General features: G+C 38.1%; 11 protein-coding genes. 6 read left to right on the top strand and 5 right to left on the bottom strand.

Features of this window, described 5'->3' with window-relative positions:
• The first annotated feature begins 5 nt into the window (after positions 1-5).
• Entirely contained in the window at positions 6-1,565 is a 1,560-nt protein-coding gene (locus CRV04_RS06560; RefSeq protein WP_128996026.1) for a nitrite/sulfite reductase, read from the top strand.
• On the top strand, positions 1,558-2,859 hold the full coding sequence (locus CRV04_RS06555) for an aminotransferase class V-fold PLP-dependent enzyme (protein ID WP_128996025.1): 1,302 nt from the start codon (positions 1,558-1,560) through the stop codon (positions 2,857-2,859). Before CRV04_RS06560 ends, CRV04_RS06555 begins: the two co-directional genes overlap by 8 nt.
• 2 nt (positions 2,860-2,861) lie before the next feature.
• On the opposite strand, the gene CRV04_RS06550 is transcribed toward CRV04_RS06555, so the two are convergent.
• Positions 2,862-5,417: a methyl-accepting chemotaxis protein gene (locus CRV04_RS06550; protein ID WP_128996024.1), complete on the bottom strand. Its 2,556-nt coding sequence runs from the start codon at positions 5,415-5,417 to the stop codon at positions 2,862-2,864.
• Between the two features lie 93 nt (positions 5,418-5,510).
• Here CRV04_RS06550 and CRV04_RS06545 point away from each other — a divergent pair, with 93 nt between their 5' ends.
• On the top strand, positions 5,511-6,632 hold the full coding sequence (locus CRV04_RS06545) for a metallophosphoesterase (protein WP_128996023.1): 1,122 nt from the start codon (positions 5,511-5,513) through the stop codon (positions 6,630-6,632).
• 227 nt (positions 6,633-6,859) lie between these two features.
• On the opposite strand, the gene CRV04_RS06540 is transcribed toward CRV04_RS06545, so the two are convergent.
• A complete protein-coding gene (locus CRV04_RS06540) occupies positions 6,860-7,273 on the bottom strand; it encodes an Hsp20/alpha crystallin family protein (protein ID WP_128996022.1) in 414 nt (137 codons plus the stop codon).
• A 325-nt stretch (positions 7,274-7,598) separates the two neighbouring features.
• Here CRV04_RS06540 and CRV04_RS06535 point away from each other — a divergent pair, with 325 nt between their 5' ends.
• The 3 genes from CRV04_RS06535 to CRV04_RS06525 are packed head-to-tail and all read left to right on the top strand — an operon-like array spanning position 7,599 to position 14,350.
• A complete protein-coding gene (locus CRV04_RS06535) occupies positions 7,599-10,964 on the top strand; it encodes a transglutaminase family protein (RefSeq protein WP_128996021.1) in 3,366 nt (1,121 codons plus the stop codon).
• Positions 10,964-13,456, top strand: coding sequence for a circularly permuted type 2 ATP-grasp protein (locus tag CRV04_RS06530; RefSeq protein WP_128996083.1), 2,493 nt, complete (start codon positions 10,964-10,966; stop codon positions 13,454-13,456). Before CRV04_RS06535 ends, CRV04_RS06530 begins: the two co-directional genes overlap by 1 nt.
• 3 nt (positions 13,457-13,459) lie before the next feature.
• A complete protein-coding gene (locus tag CRV04_RS06525) occupies positions 13,460-14,350 on the top strand; it encodes a transglutaminase family protein (RefSeq protein WP_128996020.1) in 891 nt (296 codons plus the stop codon).
• Here CRV04_RS06525 and CRV04_RS06520 read toward each other — a convergent pair whose 3' ends face one another.
• From CRV04_RS06520 to CRV04_RS06510, 3 genes are read right to left on the bottom strand one after another with little or no spacing between them, the layout of a single operon-like run.
• Complete coding sequence (locus tag CRV04_RS06520) at positions 14,351-15,283, bottom strand: M14 family metallopeptidase (protein ID WP_128996019.1); 933 nt, start codon at positions 15,281-15,283, stop codon at positions 14,351-14,353.
• The gene (locus CRV04_RS06515; protein WP_128996018.1) at positions 15,270-16,223 is read right to left on the bottom strand and encodes a M14 family metallopeptidase; all 954 of its coding nucleotides are present in this window, start codon (positions 16,221-16,223) and stop codon (positions 15,270-15,272) included. The genes CRV04_RS06520 and CRV04_RS06515 overlap by 14 nt, the downstream gene beginning before the upstream one ends.
• Complete coding sequence (locus CRV04_RS06510; RefSeq protein ID WP_128996017.1) at positions 16,223-16,888, bottom strand: alpha-E domain-containing protein; 666 nt, start codon at positions 16,886-16,888, stop codon at positions 16,223-16,225. The genes CRV04_RS06515 and CRV04_RS06510 overlap by 1 nt, the downstream gene beginning before the upstream one ends.
• Between the last annotated feature and the right edge of the window lies 1 nt (position 16,889).

Below are 16,889 nucleotides of genomic sequence, written 5' to 3'. Positions count from 1 at the left end.
TTATTATGGCAAAAGAGACAGCAGCTCAAAGAGTAGAGCGAATTAAAAAAGAAAAAGACGGCTTAAAGGTATTAGAAGATATCTATGTATATGCCGTCTTAGGTGAAGCAATCAACCCTGAAGATATCGACCGTTTCAAGTGGTATGGTCTGTATACTCAAAACAGAAATTTACAAGCTGAAGATGATGAAACATTATACTTCATGCTTCGTGTTAAACTGCCAAATGGAGAGATGAACTTAGAGCAAATCCAAGCAGTGGCGAATATCTCTAAAGAGTTTGCACGAGGTACGGCTGATTTTACCACGCGACAAGATGTACAGTTTCACTACATCACGGTACGTGACCTGCCAGCAATATTTAAACAACTCAATGATGTGGGCTTAAGTACCGTATTTGCTGCGGGAGACGTTCCAAGAAACGTGGTAACGTGTGCAGTCAATGGGATTGACCATGACCAAATCATGGATGTACGACCATTGGTTGAAAAAGTAAATGCCTATTTTGATGGAAACAAAAATCTCTCTAACTTACCAAGAAAGTATAAAGTGGCCATCAGTGGATGTAACAAACACTGTATTTCACATGAGATTCAAGATTTGAGTTTCACTGCAACCAAAGTGTCTGATACAAAAATCTTGTTTGATGTACACGTTGGTGGTGGTTTGGCTTCAAATAAACAAGTGGCGCAACACATTGGTTATGTAACACCATCACAAGTTTTACCAATGGTCAAAGCGGTCACAAAACTCTATAAAGAGTATGGTTTCAGAGATAACCGAAGAAAAGCACGTCTTGGACACGTACTTGCAGAGTGGGGCAAAGAGAAGTTCTTAGAAGTACTTCAAGAGAACATCAACTTTACACTTAAAGAGCAAAAAGTTCAAAACTTCACGCCATATAAACAGCGTGAGCACTTTGGTATTCATGAAAGCACACAAAAAAGCAAAAGCTTTATTGGTGTGGCTATTGATTCAGGACACATTGGGGCAGATGGCTTATTTAAACTTCACGATATTTTAAAATCGTATGGAGCAACCAGCATCAAAGCTACGACAACACAAAACTTTATTGTACAAGATGCGCCAACAGAACAAGCACAAACCTTAGCTGAAGAGTTAAGTAAAGCTGGAATGGTGTATAATCCATCTCCATTTAAAGCTCGGACATTGGCATGTACAGGATTGAATTTCTGTAAGTTTGCCATCAGTGAAACCAAAGGGTTAGCAAAAGAGCTCAGTGACCATTTAGAGAAAACATTCCCTGATTTTGATGAACCTGTATCCATCAGTGTGAATGGTTGTCCAAACTCGTGCGCACACCCGCATATCGTGGATATTGGGCTTATAGGATGTAAACTGAAAGTAGATGGAGAGACCGTTACAGGGTTTGAACTTCTTTTAGGTGGAGACTTAAAAGGGGAGCAAAGCCACTTTGGAGTTAAAACGGGAATAAAATTTGCATCATCTCAAGCATGTGAAGAGGTTGAGAAATTGATTGCAACTTATATCAAAAGCGACTTCACAAATTTTGGAGAGTATGTATTAGCACAAGTCAATGAGTAATAATCTGTTTGCACCGTTTTTTTCACACAATACGAATAAACTGGACTATATTAAATACAATACAATAGGGGACCATAAAACACAATACTTTGATTACACAGCATCAGGGTTGGGTTTTAGACCGATTGAAAACAGAGTCTATAATGTGTTAAAAACCTATGCAAACACTCACTCAAAAGAGGCCTCTATGGCCAACATCACTCACCAACACTACAACATGGCCATTGAGAGTCTGAAAAACTCACTTGAGCTCAATGACGAATTTGCCATCATCCCTACGGGATGTGGTTCAACTGCTGCGATTAAAAAATTTCAAGAACTTTTAGGATTGTATATCCCTCCTGCGACACTTCAACGTTTGAACATGGACATTGATACTTCAAAACTGCCTTTAGTCATTGTAGGTCCTTTTGAACACCACTCAAATGAGGTGAGTTATCGTGAAGCGATGTGTGAAGTGCAACGTATCAAACTCAATGAAGATGGGCTGATGGATTTAATCCAGCTTGAAGAGGTGTTACAAAAGAATCAACACCGTGAAATCATCGCCACTTTTTGTGTCGCTTCAAATGTAACGGGCATCATCACGTGTTACAAAGAGATTTCAACGTTACTTCGAAAATACAACGCAACGGTTTGTTTGGATGCAGCTGCAAGCTCATCTTATATGAACGTGGATTGCAACTATTTTGATGCCATGTTTATCTCCCCTCATAAACTCTTAGGAGGTCCAGGAAGTTGTGGAGTTTTGGTGATTAAAAAATCGCTTGTAGACACCTCACTTGCGCCAAGTTTCTCTGGGGGTGGTACGGTAAAATATGTGAGTCAATCTTCTCAAATCTATGAAGAAGACATCTCTGCAAGGGAAACTGCAGGAACGCCGGGTATTTTACAACTCATTCGAGCGGCATTGGCGTATCAACTGCGAAATGAGATTGGATTTGATTTTATTTTAAAGCGAAAACAAGCGCTGTTAACACAACTACTTGAAGGGTTAAAAACGATTCCAAATATTGTGATTTATGGCAATAAACTGGCTAAAAACATTGGTATTGTTTCATTTAATATTGCCCGACAAGACCCTTATGAGATATGTGAACTGCTTTCACAAAAAGGGATGCAAACACGTGCTGGATGCTCTTGTGCAGGTCCATATGGTCATGATTTATTGGGATTAAAAGATCAAATAGATTTAAAAGATCGTCCAGGATGGGTGAGGGTCTCAATACACTACTCTCAAACCAAAGAGGAAGTGCAAGAGCTCATTGAAGCCATAAGAAGCAGTATTAAATAATACTACTTCTCGACTTCTTGTGTTGAACAGTTCATCTCTCGAAGTCTGTCTAAAAGATTAAATACTTTAAAGGCTGAATCTTCCACATCTTTAGTATAGGTAAATATCTCTTCATTGCTTGCACCTTGTGCATACAAGTCAACTGTTTTTTGAACTTTACTGTGAACATCTTCATGCACTATTAAAAGCTCTTTCCACTCTTGTGTTTGTGCAAATGGCCGCTCTTTATTTTCATCAATCCATTTACCCAAATCACACTCATGATGATTTTTAACGGTGAAATTTTTTCCCACTCCACAATTACAAAAGTTGTTATCTTTAAAAACAATATGATCTGATTTGAGTTTATTGAGTCTGAAAATCATATCGGGTTCACAAATACGTTTTTTCGAAGCTTCACTGAAAGTGGTATTGCTTACGGCTTCTCGAAGTTGCTCTACAAGGTTTTGCGTGTTTTCTGCCATTGTGCTGATGGTTGCAGCCAAGGAGGCATTCTCTTGGGTTGCTTTATCCAGTGAGTTCACAGTATCATTGATTTGAGAGATGGCGGTTTGTTGCTCTTTGGCTGCATTGGCAACCTCTTCAATAAGACCGATGGTTTGATTGATGTTATCATCTAAGGCATTGTATCCTTGAAGCATCTTATCCGTGACCTCTTTAGAGCTGTTGGCTTTAATGGTTGCACTCTCAACAATCTCTTTAATCTCTTTAGCAGCTTCCGCACTTCGTGATGCAAGATTTCGAACCTCTTGTGCAACCACGGCGAAGCCTTTTCCTGCTTCTCCTGCAGTGGCTGCTTCCACCGCAGCATTGAGTGATAAAATATTGGTTTGGAAGGCAATTTGGTCAATCACTGTAATCGCTTCTAAAATAGAGTTGACTTCATCACTGAGTTCATCCATCGCGGTTACCGTTTGATTGGCTAAATTTCGCCCCACTTCGTTGGCTTTCGTGACACTTTGTGCATGATTGGTCATTTTTTGTGCATTATCGCTGCTTTGTTTAATCGTGGAAGCAATCTCTTCAATGGCTGCTGCAGTCTCTTCTAAAGAGACCGCTTGTAAGTTAGATGATTCACTTAATCGTTTTGAAGCATCCGAAAGCTCTTTTGAACTGCTTTCTAACTTGGTGTTTGAGCTGTCAATAAGAGCCATCACTTCAGACATGGTTGCTTGTGTAACTCGAATACCATTAAACAGTGAAGCAATCAGACCCGTCATGCCTTCAATTCTAGGAATGTTAAGATCATATTTTGCATGAGAGAGTTCCACCAATGTTTGAGAAAGCGTTAATAGATTGTTTTTAGTTTTTACAATCATGTCATTAATCACACCAATGAGCATTGCTACTTCTTTAGAGTTGGCCTCTTGTTTAATCTGATCATTAAATAATCCCGAATTGACTTTTTCAATCACCACACGAGCTTCATCAATCACGGTTTTATCTTTTTCCATACCCGCTTTAATACTGCCTAAATACTCATTAAAGCTTTTAACCACATCTCCTATTTCATCATTGTTTTGCACTTCAATATACGATGATTTGGTTCGACTCTCTTTCACACTGTCAATCGCCTCTTTTAAATCATTGATAGGTCCAATAATGAACTTCTTCATCACAAACAGTGAAGCCACTAAGGTAACAATCAATGCTCCAGCTAAAATCATCAATGAAATCACAATCAGTTTTGTGGCCGTATTAATAGCATTGTGTACGACATCATAGGGTTCACCCACCAATGCCATTCCTATGACGTTGCCTTCAAAATCTTTGATGTCCACATACGTATACGTATAGGCTTGTGTATTTAGAATTTTATTGGCTTTAAGCTCTTTAAAGTCAATCGTTTTGGCATCATTTAAAAAAGCTTTGTTCACAAATTTTTGAGAAATCACATACTCTTTTAGTTTATTGGCTTCATCAATTTTAGCAACAGCCAATGAGGCATCCATTAAAAGAAGAAAGCCTTCTTGGTTTTGGTCAAACAATTTTGCAACCGAATTGATTCCTTGCATAAACTCTAATGAACCGACATGTTCATTATTTTCAGAAAATACAGGTACCACAGAACGGATACTAAGCCCAGCTTTTCCTACTTCTAATGTATTTACAACCCCTTGGGAAGCATTGACCTTGACCACACTTTTTCTAAATGAACTTAAATCATCCCCAAATTTTTCAGGCACCCAACTTCTTAAAAAAGAGTGGTTGTTTTTAGTGTGAATGTGTACTTTGATATTTTTAAAAGGCGTGTTGGCTTTCATATTGGCAGAAAGATTAGACAATGCCGCAATGGCCAACTCTCTGTTATTGGTAGCCAAAGCCTCTTTAATATAGTGATCATTGGCTATTGATATAGCATTTGAAATCCCTACGTCCAACTTTGCATTCATTCTATCGTGAGTCATATCTTGTAACTCATGAACGATTGAAGCATACTCTTGCTCAATCAAGTTTTGCTTATAATTGTTTAACAGTAAGTATCCTATAAGTAAGGATACAAATGTCACAGTTAAAGACAAAAATGTAAATTTCTTTGAAATGGTTAATGATTTCATGCGCTCTCCTATCAAGTCATAGCGCAATTATAACTTTTCCAATCTTTAGCTAAAATTTTATTTATACATTATTTTATTATTATATAATTTTGTATGAATTTTTTACTATTCGCAACAATTTTTATATCAGTTTTTATAATAATTACACTTTACATCTCTAAACGATTGGTTAAAAAGCTGCATTTTAAGCAGCGTTATAAAAACTATTTTAACGCTTTTTTAATCCTCAATTTATTGGGGGTTTTTGGTTATATGGTTTTCAGATATTATCCGATTATTCCAAACAGTGTTTATTTTTTATTGAGTATTCCCATAGGGGTCATTTTTCTGTTATTTAGCACAACAGTTATTTATGATATCTTTTCTTTTATCATTGAAAAAGGGATTCCCAATGAAAAACGTCGAACTTTTCTTAAAAAATCTCTGGATTTTTCTTCAGTTGCTCTTGCAGGAAGCATCAATGCCAAAGCAATGTACAACGCCAAACACATTGAACAAGAAAATGTCACTGTTAAAATTAAGAATTTACCGCAATCATATAACTTGGTTCAAATCAGTGATGTCCATATAGGAGGACTGATTGACCAAGATTTTATTGCTTCTTTGGTGCAAAGAATCAATGCACTCAACGCTGAAGTGGTCGTTATCACAGGGGATTTAATTGATACGGATATTCGTTTTGCTCAAAAAGCTGTGGATGAACTTAAAAACATTCAAAGCACTTATGGTACCTATTTCGTCACGGGCAATCACGAGTATTTTCATAAAGTTGATGTGCTCATAGAGTATCTTAAGTCCATTGGTATTTACGTATTAGAAAACGAAACGGTCTATATTGGTCAAGATGACAAAGGATTTAACCTTGCAGGAGTTCATGACCTTTTTGGTTACCGCATGGAACAGTATGAACCCAATATTGAAGCGGCGCTTCAAGAGAGCAATCCTAATGCACCAACCATTCTGTTAGCCCATCAGCCAAAATTTATAAAAGAGGTTCCGAACAGTGTGGATTTAGTACTCAGTGGACACACTCATGGAGGACAACTCATCCCTTTTAATCTTTTAGTGCGTTTAGCGCAACCTTATATCAAAGGCTTGCATCAGCACAATGAACATACTCAAATCTATGTCAATAAAGGAACAGGTTTTTGGGGCCCTCCCATGCGTTTAGGCGCAAGCAGTGAAATCACACATTTTACTTTAGTTCCGGCATAAAAAAAGGAGGCAAATGCCTCCTTGCTCAAAAAATAGGTGCTTAAGTTTTTTATATGAGTATCAGAATTGCTTCTTTCTTCATACCTCCTACTTAGTGATTTACAAAAATAAATGTACTTAAAATCATAACCGTATATATCGTCATTAAGATGTAATAATCGTTTCTGTTCTCTTTTATTCTTTGCATATAACTCTTCTCCTAACCTAAGAGAAGCCATATACTCCTCTTATTTGATTTTTACTATCTTTTTGTGTTTTTCTTCAGAGAGTTTTGGAATAACAATCTCTAAAACGCCATCTTGGCTTGAAGCTTCAATATTTTCAACATCTGCATTTTCTGGCAGATTGAAGCTTCGTGAGAATTTTCCAAATGAGGTTTCCACCTTATAGTAGTCCTCCTCTTTAATTTCTTCTTTTGTTTTTCGTTCACCCGAAATGGTTAAAATATCTTTGTGAATGTCCACTTTAATGTCATCTTTTTTAACTCCAGGAAGATCTACGTCAATGTGATAAGCAAACTCTCCTTCTCTGGTATTAACAATAGGGACAAAACCACTTACCCCATCATCCATTCGGTAAGGATAAAAATTTTTTTCAAATTCTTTCATCTGTTTAAAAGGATCAAATCGTGTCAGTAACATCATCAACTCCTTAGATTTTTATTTTCTTGATATTATCCTTATCAAGTTAATGAAATTATAGCAAATTTTTCTAGCACTTGTCAATACCAAGTGCTAATATTTTCATAAATTTTTCTCATTTTTAATTAAATATTCCTATTTTATAGCTGTTTTCTCTCTTTAACACTCTTACATATAGAGTGCCATATATTTATATTATTGAATATTTTAATCTGCTCTTTTTTGATTTTTATAACATTTTAATAGCATTTGATGGTTTTAACCCAATCGTGTCATATTTTTAGTATAATCAATTGTATAAACAAATCCTCATATAGGAAAGCATATGGCACTCAAAGTAGTTATTTCCCATAAAACGCAATACAGTTACGACAAAAAGGTTTCGATGTCACCCCACATCATCCGACTGCGACCTGCCCCTCACAGCAGAACTCCTATTGAGGCATACTCTTTAAAAATCAAGCCTGAAAATCACTTTATTAATTGGCAACAAGACCCCTTTGGAAACTATTTGGCTCGTTTGGTTTTTCTTGAACAAACAGACCATTTCAGTGTAGATGTTGAAATCATTGCGGATATGATTACCATCAACCCTTTTGATTTTTTTGTGGAGAATGAGGCAAAGGATTTTCCATTTGAATACAAAAAAGATTTACGTAAAGAGCTCGCACCCTATTTAGAAACTGAAGAGGACTCCAAAACGTTACAAGCCTTTGTAAAAACAATTGATACCTCTAAAAAATCAATTATTGACTTTTTAGTGGAGGTCAACCAACACATCCATAATGCTTTAGACTACACCGTACGTCTGGAACCGGGAGTGCAAACACCCCAAGAAACACTTACTCAAAAGCTGGGAAGTTGTCGAGACTTTGCTTGGCTGTTTGTACAAGTTTTAAGACACTTAGGTTTGGCGGCTCGTTTTGTCTCCGGTTACTTAGTACAACTCACTGCCGATATAAAATCTCTGGATGGTCCAAGTGGTCCAAAAGAGGATTTTACAGACCTGCATGCATGGACAGAAGTCTATGTTCCAGGTGCTGGATGGATTGGTTTAGACAGCACCAGCGGATTGTTTGCAGGCGAAGGTCATATTCCATTGGCATGTACTCCTAACTACAGCAGTGCATATGCCATTGAAGGACTTATGGATCCATGTGAAACCACATTTACATATGAAAACAAAGTGACTCGTATCTTTGAATCACCTCGTGTGACCAAACCTTATAAACAAGAGCAGTGGAATGCTATTTATAAACTGGGTTTTAAAGTGGATGAGGATTTAGAAGCACATGATGTGCGACTGACCATGGGTGGAGAACCCACCTTTGTCTCCATTGATGACATGGAATCAGCTCAATGGAACACCAAAGCAGACGGACCTCACAAACGAGAATTGGCCAATAACCTTTCACGACGTATTTTAAACTCCTCAACCAATGGGGGACTGATTCATCACGCCCAAGGAAAATGGTACCCAGAAGAACCACTTCCAAGATGGCAAACGACAATTTACTGGCGAAAAGATGGCAAACCCGTCTGGCAAAATCCTGACCTGCTTGCCAATATGAACAAGAAATATGACTACACATCTAAAGATGCCAAAAAGTTCCTAAGCACATTGGCTTTAATCTTAGGTGTCAGTGATAAAAACATCATCCCAGCTTACGAAGACCCTGTGTATTACATCATGAAAGAGTTTGAAATGCCTTTGGATATTGATCCCATGAAGTATGATTTAAAAGATTCCTTAGAGCGACGAACCATTGCTCAAAAACTGCAACAAGGATTAAACAGTGAAGTGGGTTATGTCTTACCATTAAGTTTTGGCAAGCGCAAATGGATTACCTCACAATGGGAGTTTCGACGAGGGTATCTTTTTTTAAGTGCAGGTAACTCTCCTTTGGGACTTCGACTGCCTTTAGAATCACTCATTGTAAAACCACACGTAGAGATTGAAAAAAGTTTTGAACCCGATTTGTTCAAAGCATATCCTGCTTTAGGGGATTATATCTCGGAAGTACAAACGCGTGCACAAAATCTTGATGATAAAACCACCGAACAGAACTCTTACAGCGCTTTTGTTCGTACGGCTATCAGTGTTGAAGTACGCGATGATAAACTCTGTGTTTTCCTCCCTCCCATTGAGAGCACAGAAGTCTTTTTAGACCTCATAGCCTCCATTGAGCAAACGGCAAAACAGTTAAATCTGTGTGTGATTTTAGAAGGGTATGAACCCCCACAAGACACTCGAACAGATCGTATAAAAGTGACGCCTGACCCAGGTGTCATTGAAGTCAATATTCAACCTGCCACATCATGGAAAGAGCTCAGTGCTAACATGCTACAACTCTATGAAGATGCCCGACTTTCTCGACTTGGAACAGAAAAATTCATGGTGGATGGAAGACATACGGGTACAGGCGGAGGAAACCACGTCACTATTGGAGCAGCCACACCAAGTGACTCAGCACTCTTACGAAACCCTAATTTACTGCGAAGTCTGATTACTTTTTGGCAACACCATCCGGGGCTTTCATATCTTTTTAGTGGGGCATTTATTGGTCCCACTTCACAAGCCCCAAGGGTGGATGAAGGAAGGCAAGAAAATCTTTACGAACTGGAAATTGCCTTCTCACAAATCCCTGAAGGACAAGATGTTCCATTTTGGTTGACCGACCGACTATTCAGACACATGCTCACTGATATCACAGGGAATACCCATCGAAGTGAGTTCTGCATTGATAAACTCTACTCACCTGACAGCAGTTCTGGACGGTTGGGTATTTTAGAACTGCGCGCATTTGATATGCCACCACACTCACATATGGCACTCTTGCAGATGCTGTTGGTTCGAGCTTTGGTCGCCTCTTTTTGGAAGAACCCTTATAAACACAAATTGGTGCGCTGGGGAACACGTCTGCACGATAAATTTTTGTTGGAGCACTATGTCAAAGAGGACATCAAAGAGGTGGTGGATTACCTCAATGAAAATGGCTATGCCTTTAAACTTGACTGGTTTGACCCCTTCTTTGAGTTCAGGTTTCCATTATATGGCATGACGGTAATTGAAAACATGCCCGTTGAAATTCGAGCTGCCATTGAACCTTGGCATGTATTGGGAGAAGAATCAGGAAGTCAAGGAACATCTCGATATGTGGACTCTTCAGTAGAACGACTTCAAATTAAAATCGAAAACTTTAATACAGAACGTTATACTTTAACATGCAATGGGGTACAAATCCCACTTTCTAAAACCAACATAGAAGGGGAATATGTCAGTGGGGTGAGATACAAAGCATGGCAACCGTGGTCGGCACTGCATCCTACCATTGGAGTAGATACACCATTGACTTTTGATATCATCGATAAATGGAATGATCGTTCAATTGGAGGTTTTAATTATTTTGTTTCACATCCGGGAGGACGAAGTTATGACACCTTCCCCGTAAACTCGTATGAAGCAGAAGCACGAAGGATCAACCGATATTGGGATTTTAACCACTCTCAAGGAGAAGTGCTAGAACATGATCCTATTATCAGCAGTTCAACCAATGCACTTTTTGCCAATGGTGCCACACGAGCGATTGAACCAAAAAAAGGTTTCGAAAAGCTATATTTTCATAAAATGCCAAAGAACAAAGAGTACCCACACACTTTAGATTTAAGACAACGATGGATGAAAAATTAATGGATATATTTGAAAGCTGTAAAAAAGACGCCTCTTTTGATGAGATGTTGGATGAAAACAACATCATAAAACCTCACTGGACTGAAGTCACACAAGCCATAGAGAAATCAGGTTTAGAGAAACTCGAACAAAAACAGACCGAGATTGATTGGCGACTTGAAGATAATGGGGTGACGTACAACGTCTACAATGATCCCGAAGGAACCAATCGACGATGGAACTTAGACCCTATTCCTTTTGTATTGTGTGAAGAAGAGTGGGAGGAAGTCACCAAAGGGTTGCAACAACGAGCCAAACTTTTAAGTCTGATTTTCAAAGATTTATACACCGAACAGCGCTTGATTAAAGAGGGCATTATCCCTGCTGAAATCATCTTTGCACACAAAAGTTTTATGCCTGAAGTCTTTAACTTTGAAAATAAAGAGTATTACACCATGCGTTTTTTTGCTTCAGATATCAGTCGAGGACCCGATGGCAAGTTTTGGATCATCAATGACCGTACACAATCCCCTTCAGGTTTAGGTTACGCGATTGAAAATCGTTTGACGATGAACTCTATTATTCCAGAACTCTACCCCGATGTACATATCAAAAAAATTGCCCCATTTTTGGAAGGCTATAAAGAGATGCTGGTCAACACCGCACACAAAACAAGCGATGCTCCACTGATTGCTCTGTTAACGCCAGGCCCTCACAATGAGACCTATTTTGAACACTCGTATTTAAGTTCCTATTTAAATCTTACCCTTGTACAAGGAGAGGATTTGCTCACTAAAAACAACCAGCTGTGGTTGAAAACGCTCAGTGGTTTAAAACGAGTCGACAGCATGATAAGGCGAGTAGACTCTAAATATTGTGACCCTTTAGAACTTGAACACGACTCTCATTTAGGCGTTGCTGGTTTGGTGAATGTATTGCGAAATAACAATCTTTCAATGATCAATCCCATAGGAATTGGCATTTTAGAAAACGTGGGACTGAATCCTTTTATGAAAAACATTGCCAAATTCTTTTTAGATGAAGATTTAATACTTCCTCAAATTGCGACATGGTGGTGTGGTCAGAAAAAAGAGCTTGATTTTGTTCTTGAAAACCTTGATACTTTGTTGATTAAAAAGATTGACCGAACCGATAATATTGAGATCTATTTTGGCAATCAACTCAATCAAGAAGAGAAAAACAGACTCATTGAAAAAATCAACGCCTCTCCTAACTTTTATGTCGGGCAAGAGATCATTGATTTCTCAACCGTACCTTCGTTTGTCGAAAATAAAATTGAACCAAGAAATGCTGTTATACGTGCCTTTTCCTATCTTTCAGAAGAGGGTTATAAAGTCATGCCAAGTGGTTTGGTGCGCGTATCAAAACAGAAAAACTCACTGGTGGTTTCCAACCAAAAAGGGGGTACGAGCAAAGATTTATGGATTTTAGGACAAGACGAGACCATTGCCCCTGCACAAAACATCAAACGGCATGATTTTTTAGACACACGTTTAGAGAACATCTCAACCAAACGAGCAGAAAATCTTTTCTGGTTAGGCCGATACTTAAGTCGAGCCATTACCACCACACGAATGTTGCGCTTCAATCTTAAAAACATGCTCAATCTTCATCGATATGAAGATAAAAATCTGCTCAAAGAGAGCACACAAATTTTAAACATCTGTTTAACGCATCTAACCATGACTTATCCAGGATTTCTAGAAGAAGAAAAAGAGATCAAACCCTTTAATGAAATCAACTCTGTGATACAAGATGTCACAAGAGTTGGAAGCCTCTCATTTACGCTTTCAATGCTTTCAAACACCAATGCCAGTATCAAAAACCTTTTAAGTATTGATTCTTGGCGCGTCTTTGAACGTATTCAACGAAGTTGGTATGCTTATAATAAACGAAAAATCATCACCAACCGAGAACACATCAATGCTTTGGATAAACTGCTGATTTATCTGCTTGCTTATAAAGAACTCATTGATGAGAGCATCTCGAATGACCAAGGACTTTTACTCTATGAGATTGGTTCGAAACTGGAGACCTCTTTACTGCTTATTTCAAAAATGCGTTCACTGTTAACACGCAAATATGATAAACTTTTAGAGTACGATATTTTAGACTCGATGCTCAACTCTTATGAGAGTTATAATGCCTATCGAGCGCACTATAAATCAAGTTTGGATATTGAAAATGTCATTGAATTTTTACTGTTTAACGCCAAATACTCTAAATCTTTATTATGCCTCATTGAGGAATTATTAAACAGTCTGAAAACACTTCCAAATAGCTCCAACCGAATCTATTTGGACCAATTTGAGCAATCGGTGTTTAAAGTCTACTCGATGTTAAAACTCAATAATGCAAAAAAATTATTGATTTGTGAAGAAGAGGACAGCGTTTATATTCATTTTGATGAATTTTTAGCTAAAATCTCAACTTTATTAGCGCAAACATCTGAAGAGTTAACGAAAACATATTTTGCGCACTATAACGAGTAGAGAATGATATACGAAATATTTCACGAAACCAAATTTGACTACCCTTCCATGGTGACGTTCAGTCATAATATTGCCCGACTGACCCCTAAAAATTGCCAACGGCAACAACTCCTTGAACACACTTTAGAAATAACCCCACTCCCTTTTGAAACCAATGAGTTCACCGATTATTTTGAAAACAAAAACACCTATATGCTCATTCGTGAAGCACACAAAAGACTTAAAATTGTTTCAAAATCCAAAGTACAACTCTTTGAAGATATCATTTCCAACCTGATTGAAAACGCACAACAAACGACCATTACGTATGCGCAACTCAAAGAGCGTTTGAGTGAACACAAAAGTGAAGATGCACAAGCGTTACACTATCTGTTTGAAACCGATGCCATCCCTGTAGCATCTGAAGCAATTAAAGCGTATGCCCTGCAATCGTTTCAAGAGAACATCACACTCTTTAATGCAACGTTTGATTTCATGCAACGCATTTTTAATGACTTTGAGTTTGTCTCTGGCTTTACAGATATTACGACTCCCATTGAAAGAGTTTTTCAACAGAGGAAAGGGGTCTGTCAAGACTTTGCACAATTTGCTATTTCTGCATTAAGAAGTATTGGTGTGCCCACACGATATATGAGTGGATATATTCAAACATATCCTAAAGAAGGAGAAACCAAACTCTTTGGTTCTGATGCTTCTCACGCATGGTTCTCAATTTATATACCCGATTTTGGGTGGGTAGATTTTGACCCAACCAACAATAAAATCCCCAACGAAGAGTACATTGTTTTAGGATATGGACGAGACTATTTGGACATCTCTCCACTTAAAGGGGTGGTCAAAAGCAACGGAGAGAGCAACCTTTCGGTTAAAGTCAACGTACAAATAGTAGAGTAACTATCCTATCTTTGCAATACGAAATGCCACGGCATTTTCATAAATCAATGAGTTATTAAAATGACAAGTAATCATGCCATCGCAAGGGGCTCTAAATTCATGTATCACACACCCTTCAAGCGAATCGATCACTTCCCCAATAACTTGATTCTTGGATATATAACTCCCTGGAATTTCTTTAGAGATAAACAGACCACTCTTTTCACTTTTAAGGGTTTCTATATCTTCACTTGAAATCACCGTTGATTCATAACCGTTAAATATCGAAAAATCGATGATTTTTTGTCGATGCATAAAACGTAAGATGGCCTGTCTGATTTGACTCGATTTTTGTTTGTCAATCTCTTGAGTAATGGGACACATCAAAGAGTACGCTTTTGTACCCCATAATTGCCAGTTATACTGTAAAGAGACCGTTTCAATGGTTTTCATTTTACGATGATGAATGAATTTCAAACCAAATTTTTTGGCCCCTTCTAAATCTTCTAGTTCATTCTCATAAAGTTTAATATACGGCACACAATTCACTGGATCAAAACGACTCTCTAAAATAACCCCATAATCGTACCCTTGCAAAGCATCAAAGAGGCGTTTGGCAATACGTTGAGTCGTTTCACCATGTTCGTATCCTGGAAACATGGTGTTGATATTGGTGTTATCTAAAGGCCAAAATCGTTTCCCCGTATTAAACGCATAGTGGTTAATAGAGGGAATAATCAGCACATCCCCTTTGATTTTTTTCTTCTTTAATTTATTGTTCAAAAAATCCACCAAAGAACTGGCACAATATAAAGGCAAAATACTCTGTGCTTCCATCGCGCCAACTATCGCAATTTTGGGAGCCGTTTTACTGCTGCCTTTAAAGAAAAACCCCTCGACAACCAAAGGTTCTCGACTCAGTGAATCAATACGTAAAATCTCAACTCTCTTCATGTTTCTCTCCAAATATTCGTGCCAAAAGCGAGCCTTCATACACCACAGGATACTCTCTTAACGTGAATAAAATTCCACTGCTCGGAGAGAGCAGTTCACACAATACCTCTCCGCTTAATGGGTCCACAATTTCACCAATTTTTTCCTCTTTTTTAATGATTTCACAGTGATCCAAAGAAGGGACAAACAGCCCACTTTGAGGTGCATTGATATAATAGACTTCCCCTATTTCAGAACTGAATGGTTCACGTACCTCAAACACCTCTTCACTTTCTAACATCTTCTCTTGTTTCATCAAGTTTAAAATCCCCGTAAGAAGTTGCTTCCCATACTCTTTGGTTAAACGCATTCCCACACCCATTTCAACCACTAAGGTGTTGGTTCCTAAGGTATTTAACGTATGAGAAAACGTCGCTTCTAAAACCGTTACTGCATCATGAATCCAGATAAAATCGCAATTCAAAGCTTTGGCTAAAGGGAGTGTTTTTTTCGAAAACTCTTTATTAATACGAATTTGGGGAATCTCTCGTAAAAAGATATTACTGGAGTGAATATCAATGGCAACGTCGCTGCCTTTAACATCTTGGGCTAAAGCATACACCACTTGTCCTGGGAGAAACTCATTCTCCCCACCAGGAAACGCACGATTTAAATCCACATCATAGTTGGGAAAACTTCGTGTAATGGTATCAATCCCTAAAGGATTCGCAGCGGGATAAATATCCACAATGGCATTGAGTTTCTCTTCGTTCTGTTTTAACCATTGTGCCAATAAAAAGATAACCCATTGTCCCTCTAACTCATCTCCGTGAATACCACTGACGATTGAAATTCGTTTGAGTCTTTTTCCTTTTTTATTTAAAGGTTCAAAACGCGTACGTTTAATTGACAACTTCTCACCCACTGGCAATTGCGATGAAAAAATCTCTGTTGTTTTCATTACTGTTCTACTATGATTTTATTTATTTTTGCATTGATGGAGTTCAAAATCGTATCATAGGATTCTCTTTGAGCGTGTGGCACAAACTCTGCATCGGGATTGAGCTGTAATACAATGTTGTCAATCTCTTCCATCACCACCAATGAAAAACTTTTATCTCGTTTCAAACGCAAATGCACATCCACTTTTTCAACCAATTTTCCCAGTCGAATGAAATAATCACTGATATTTCGTTCTTGTTTTCGTGAAAGCTCTCCCCAAATTTCACTCACTCTTGAAGAGAGTTTGTCTAAAAAGGCACAATCAATATCCAAATGGTCATTATTAGCTTGTTTGAGCACTTCATACAACTCCACGATTGATCCAAAGGCATTCAGATCGATATACGCTCGTGAAACAATCGCATTTTCGCGTACATAGCCCAACATAGTATAGATATTGGCTTCATGTTCACCCAATACCGCTTCATATAAAAACTCATTGGCATTTTTATATTTTATCTCCACTTCCAGACGTTTAAAGAGTTTTTTACCTGCTGATTTATCCACATCGATGATTTCATCAAATGTGGCCACGGTTTCCATAAGTATCGATTCAACTCGCTCTAAATATCGTCCCAACCAATACAAGTGTTCTGCCACTTTTGCAGTTAAGAGTTGTTCCATC

The sequence above is a fragment of the Candidatus Marinarcus aquaticus genome (assembly GCF_004116335.1).
In the GTDB taxonomy this organism is placed as follows: Bacteria; Campylobacterota; Campylobacteria; order Campylobacterales; family Arcobacteraceae; genus Marinarcus; species Marinarcus aquaticus.
The sequence above is the reverse complement of the archived record's forward strand: the minus strand, read 5'-3'. Positions and strand labels throughout refer to the sequence as shown.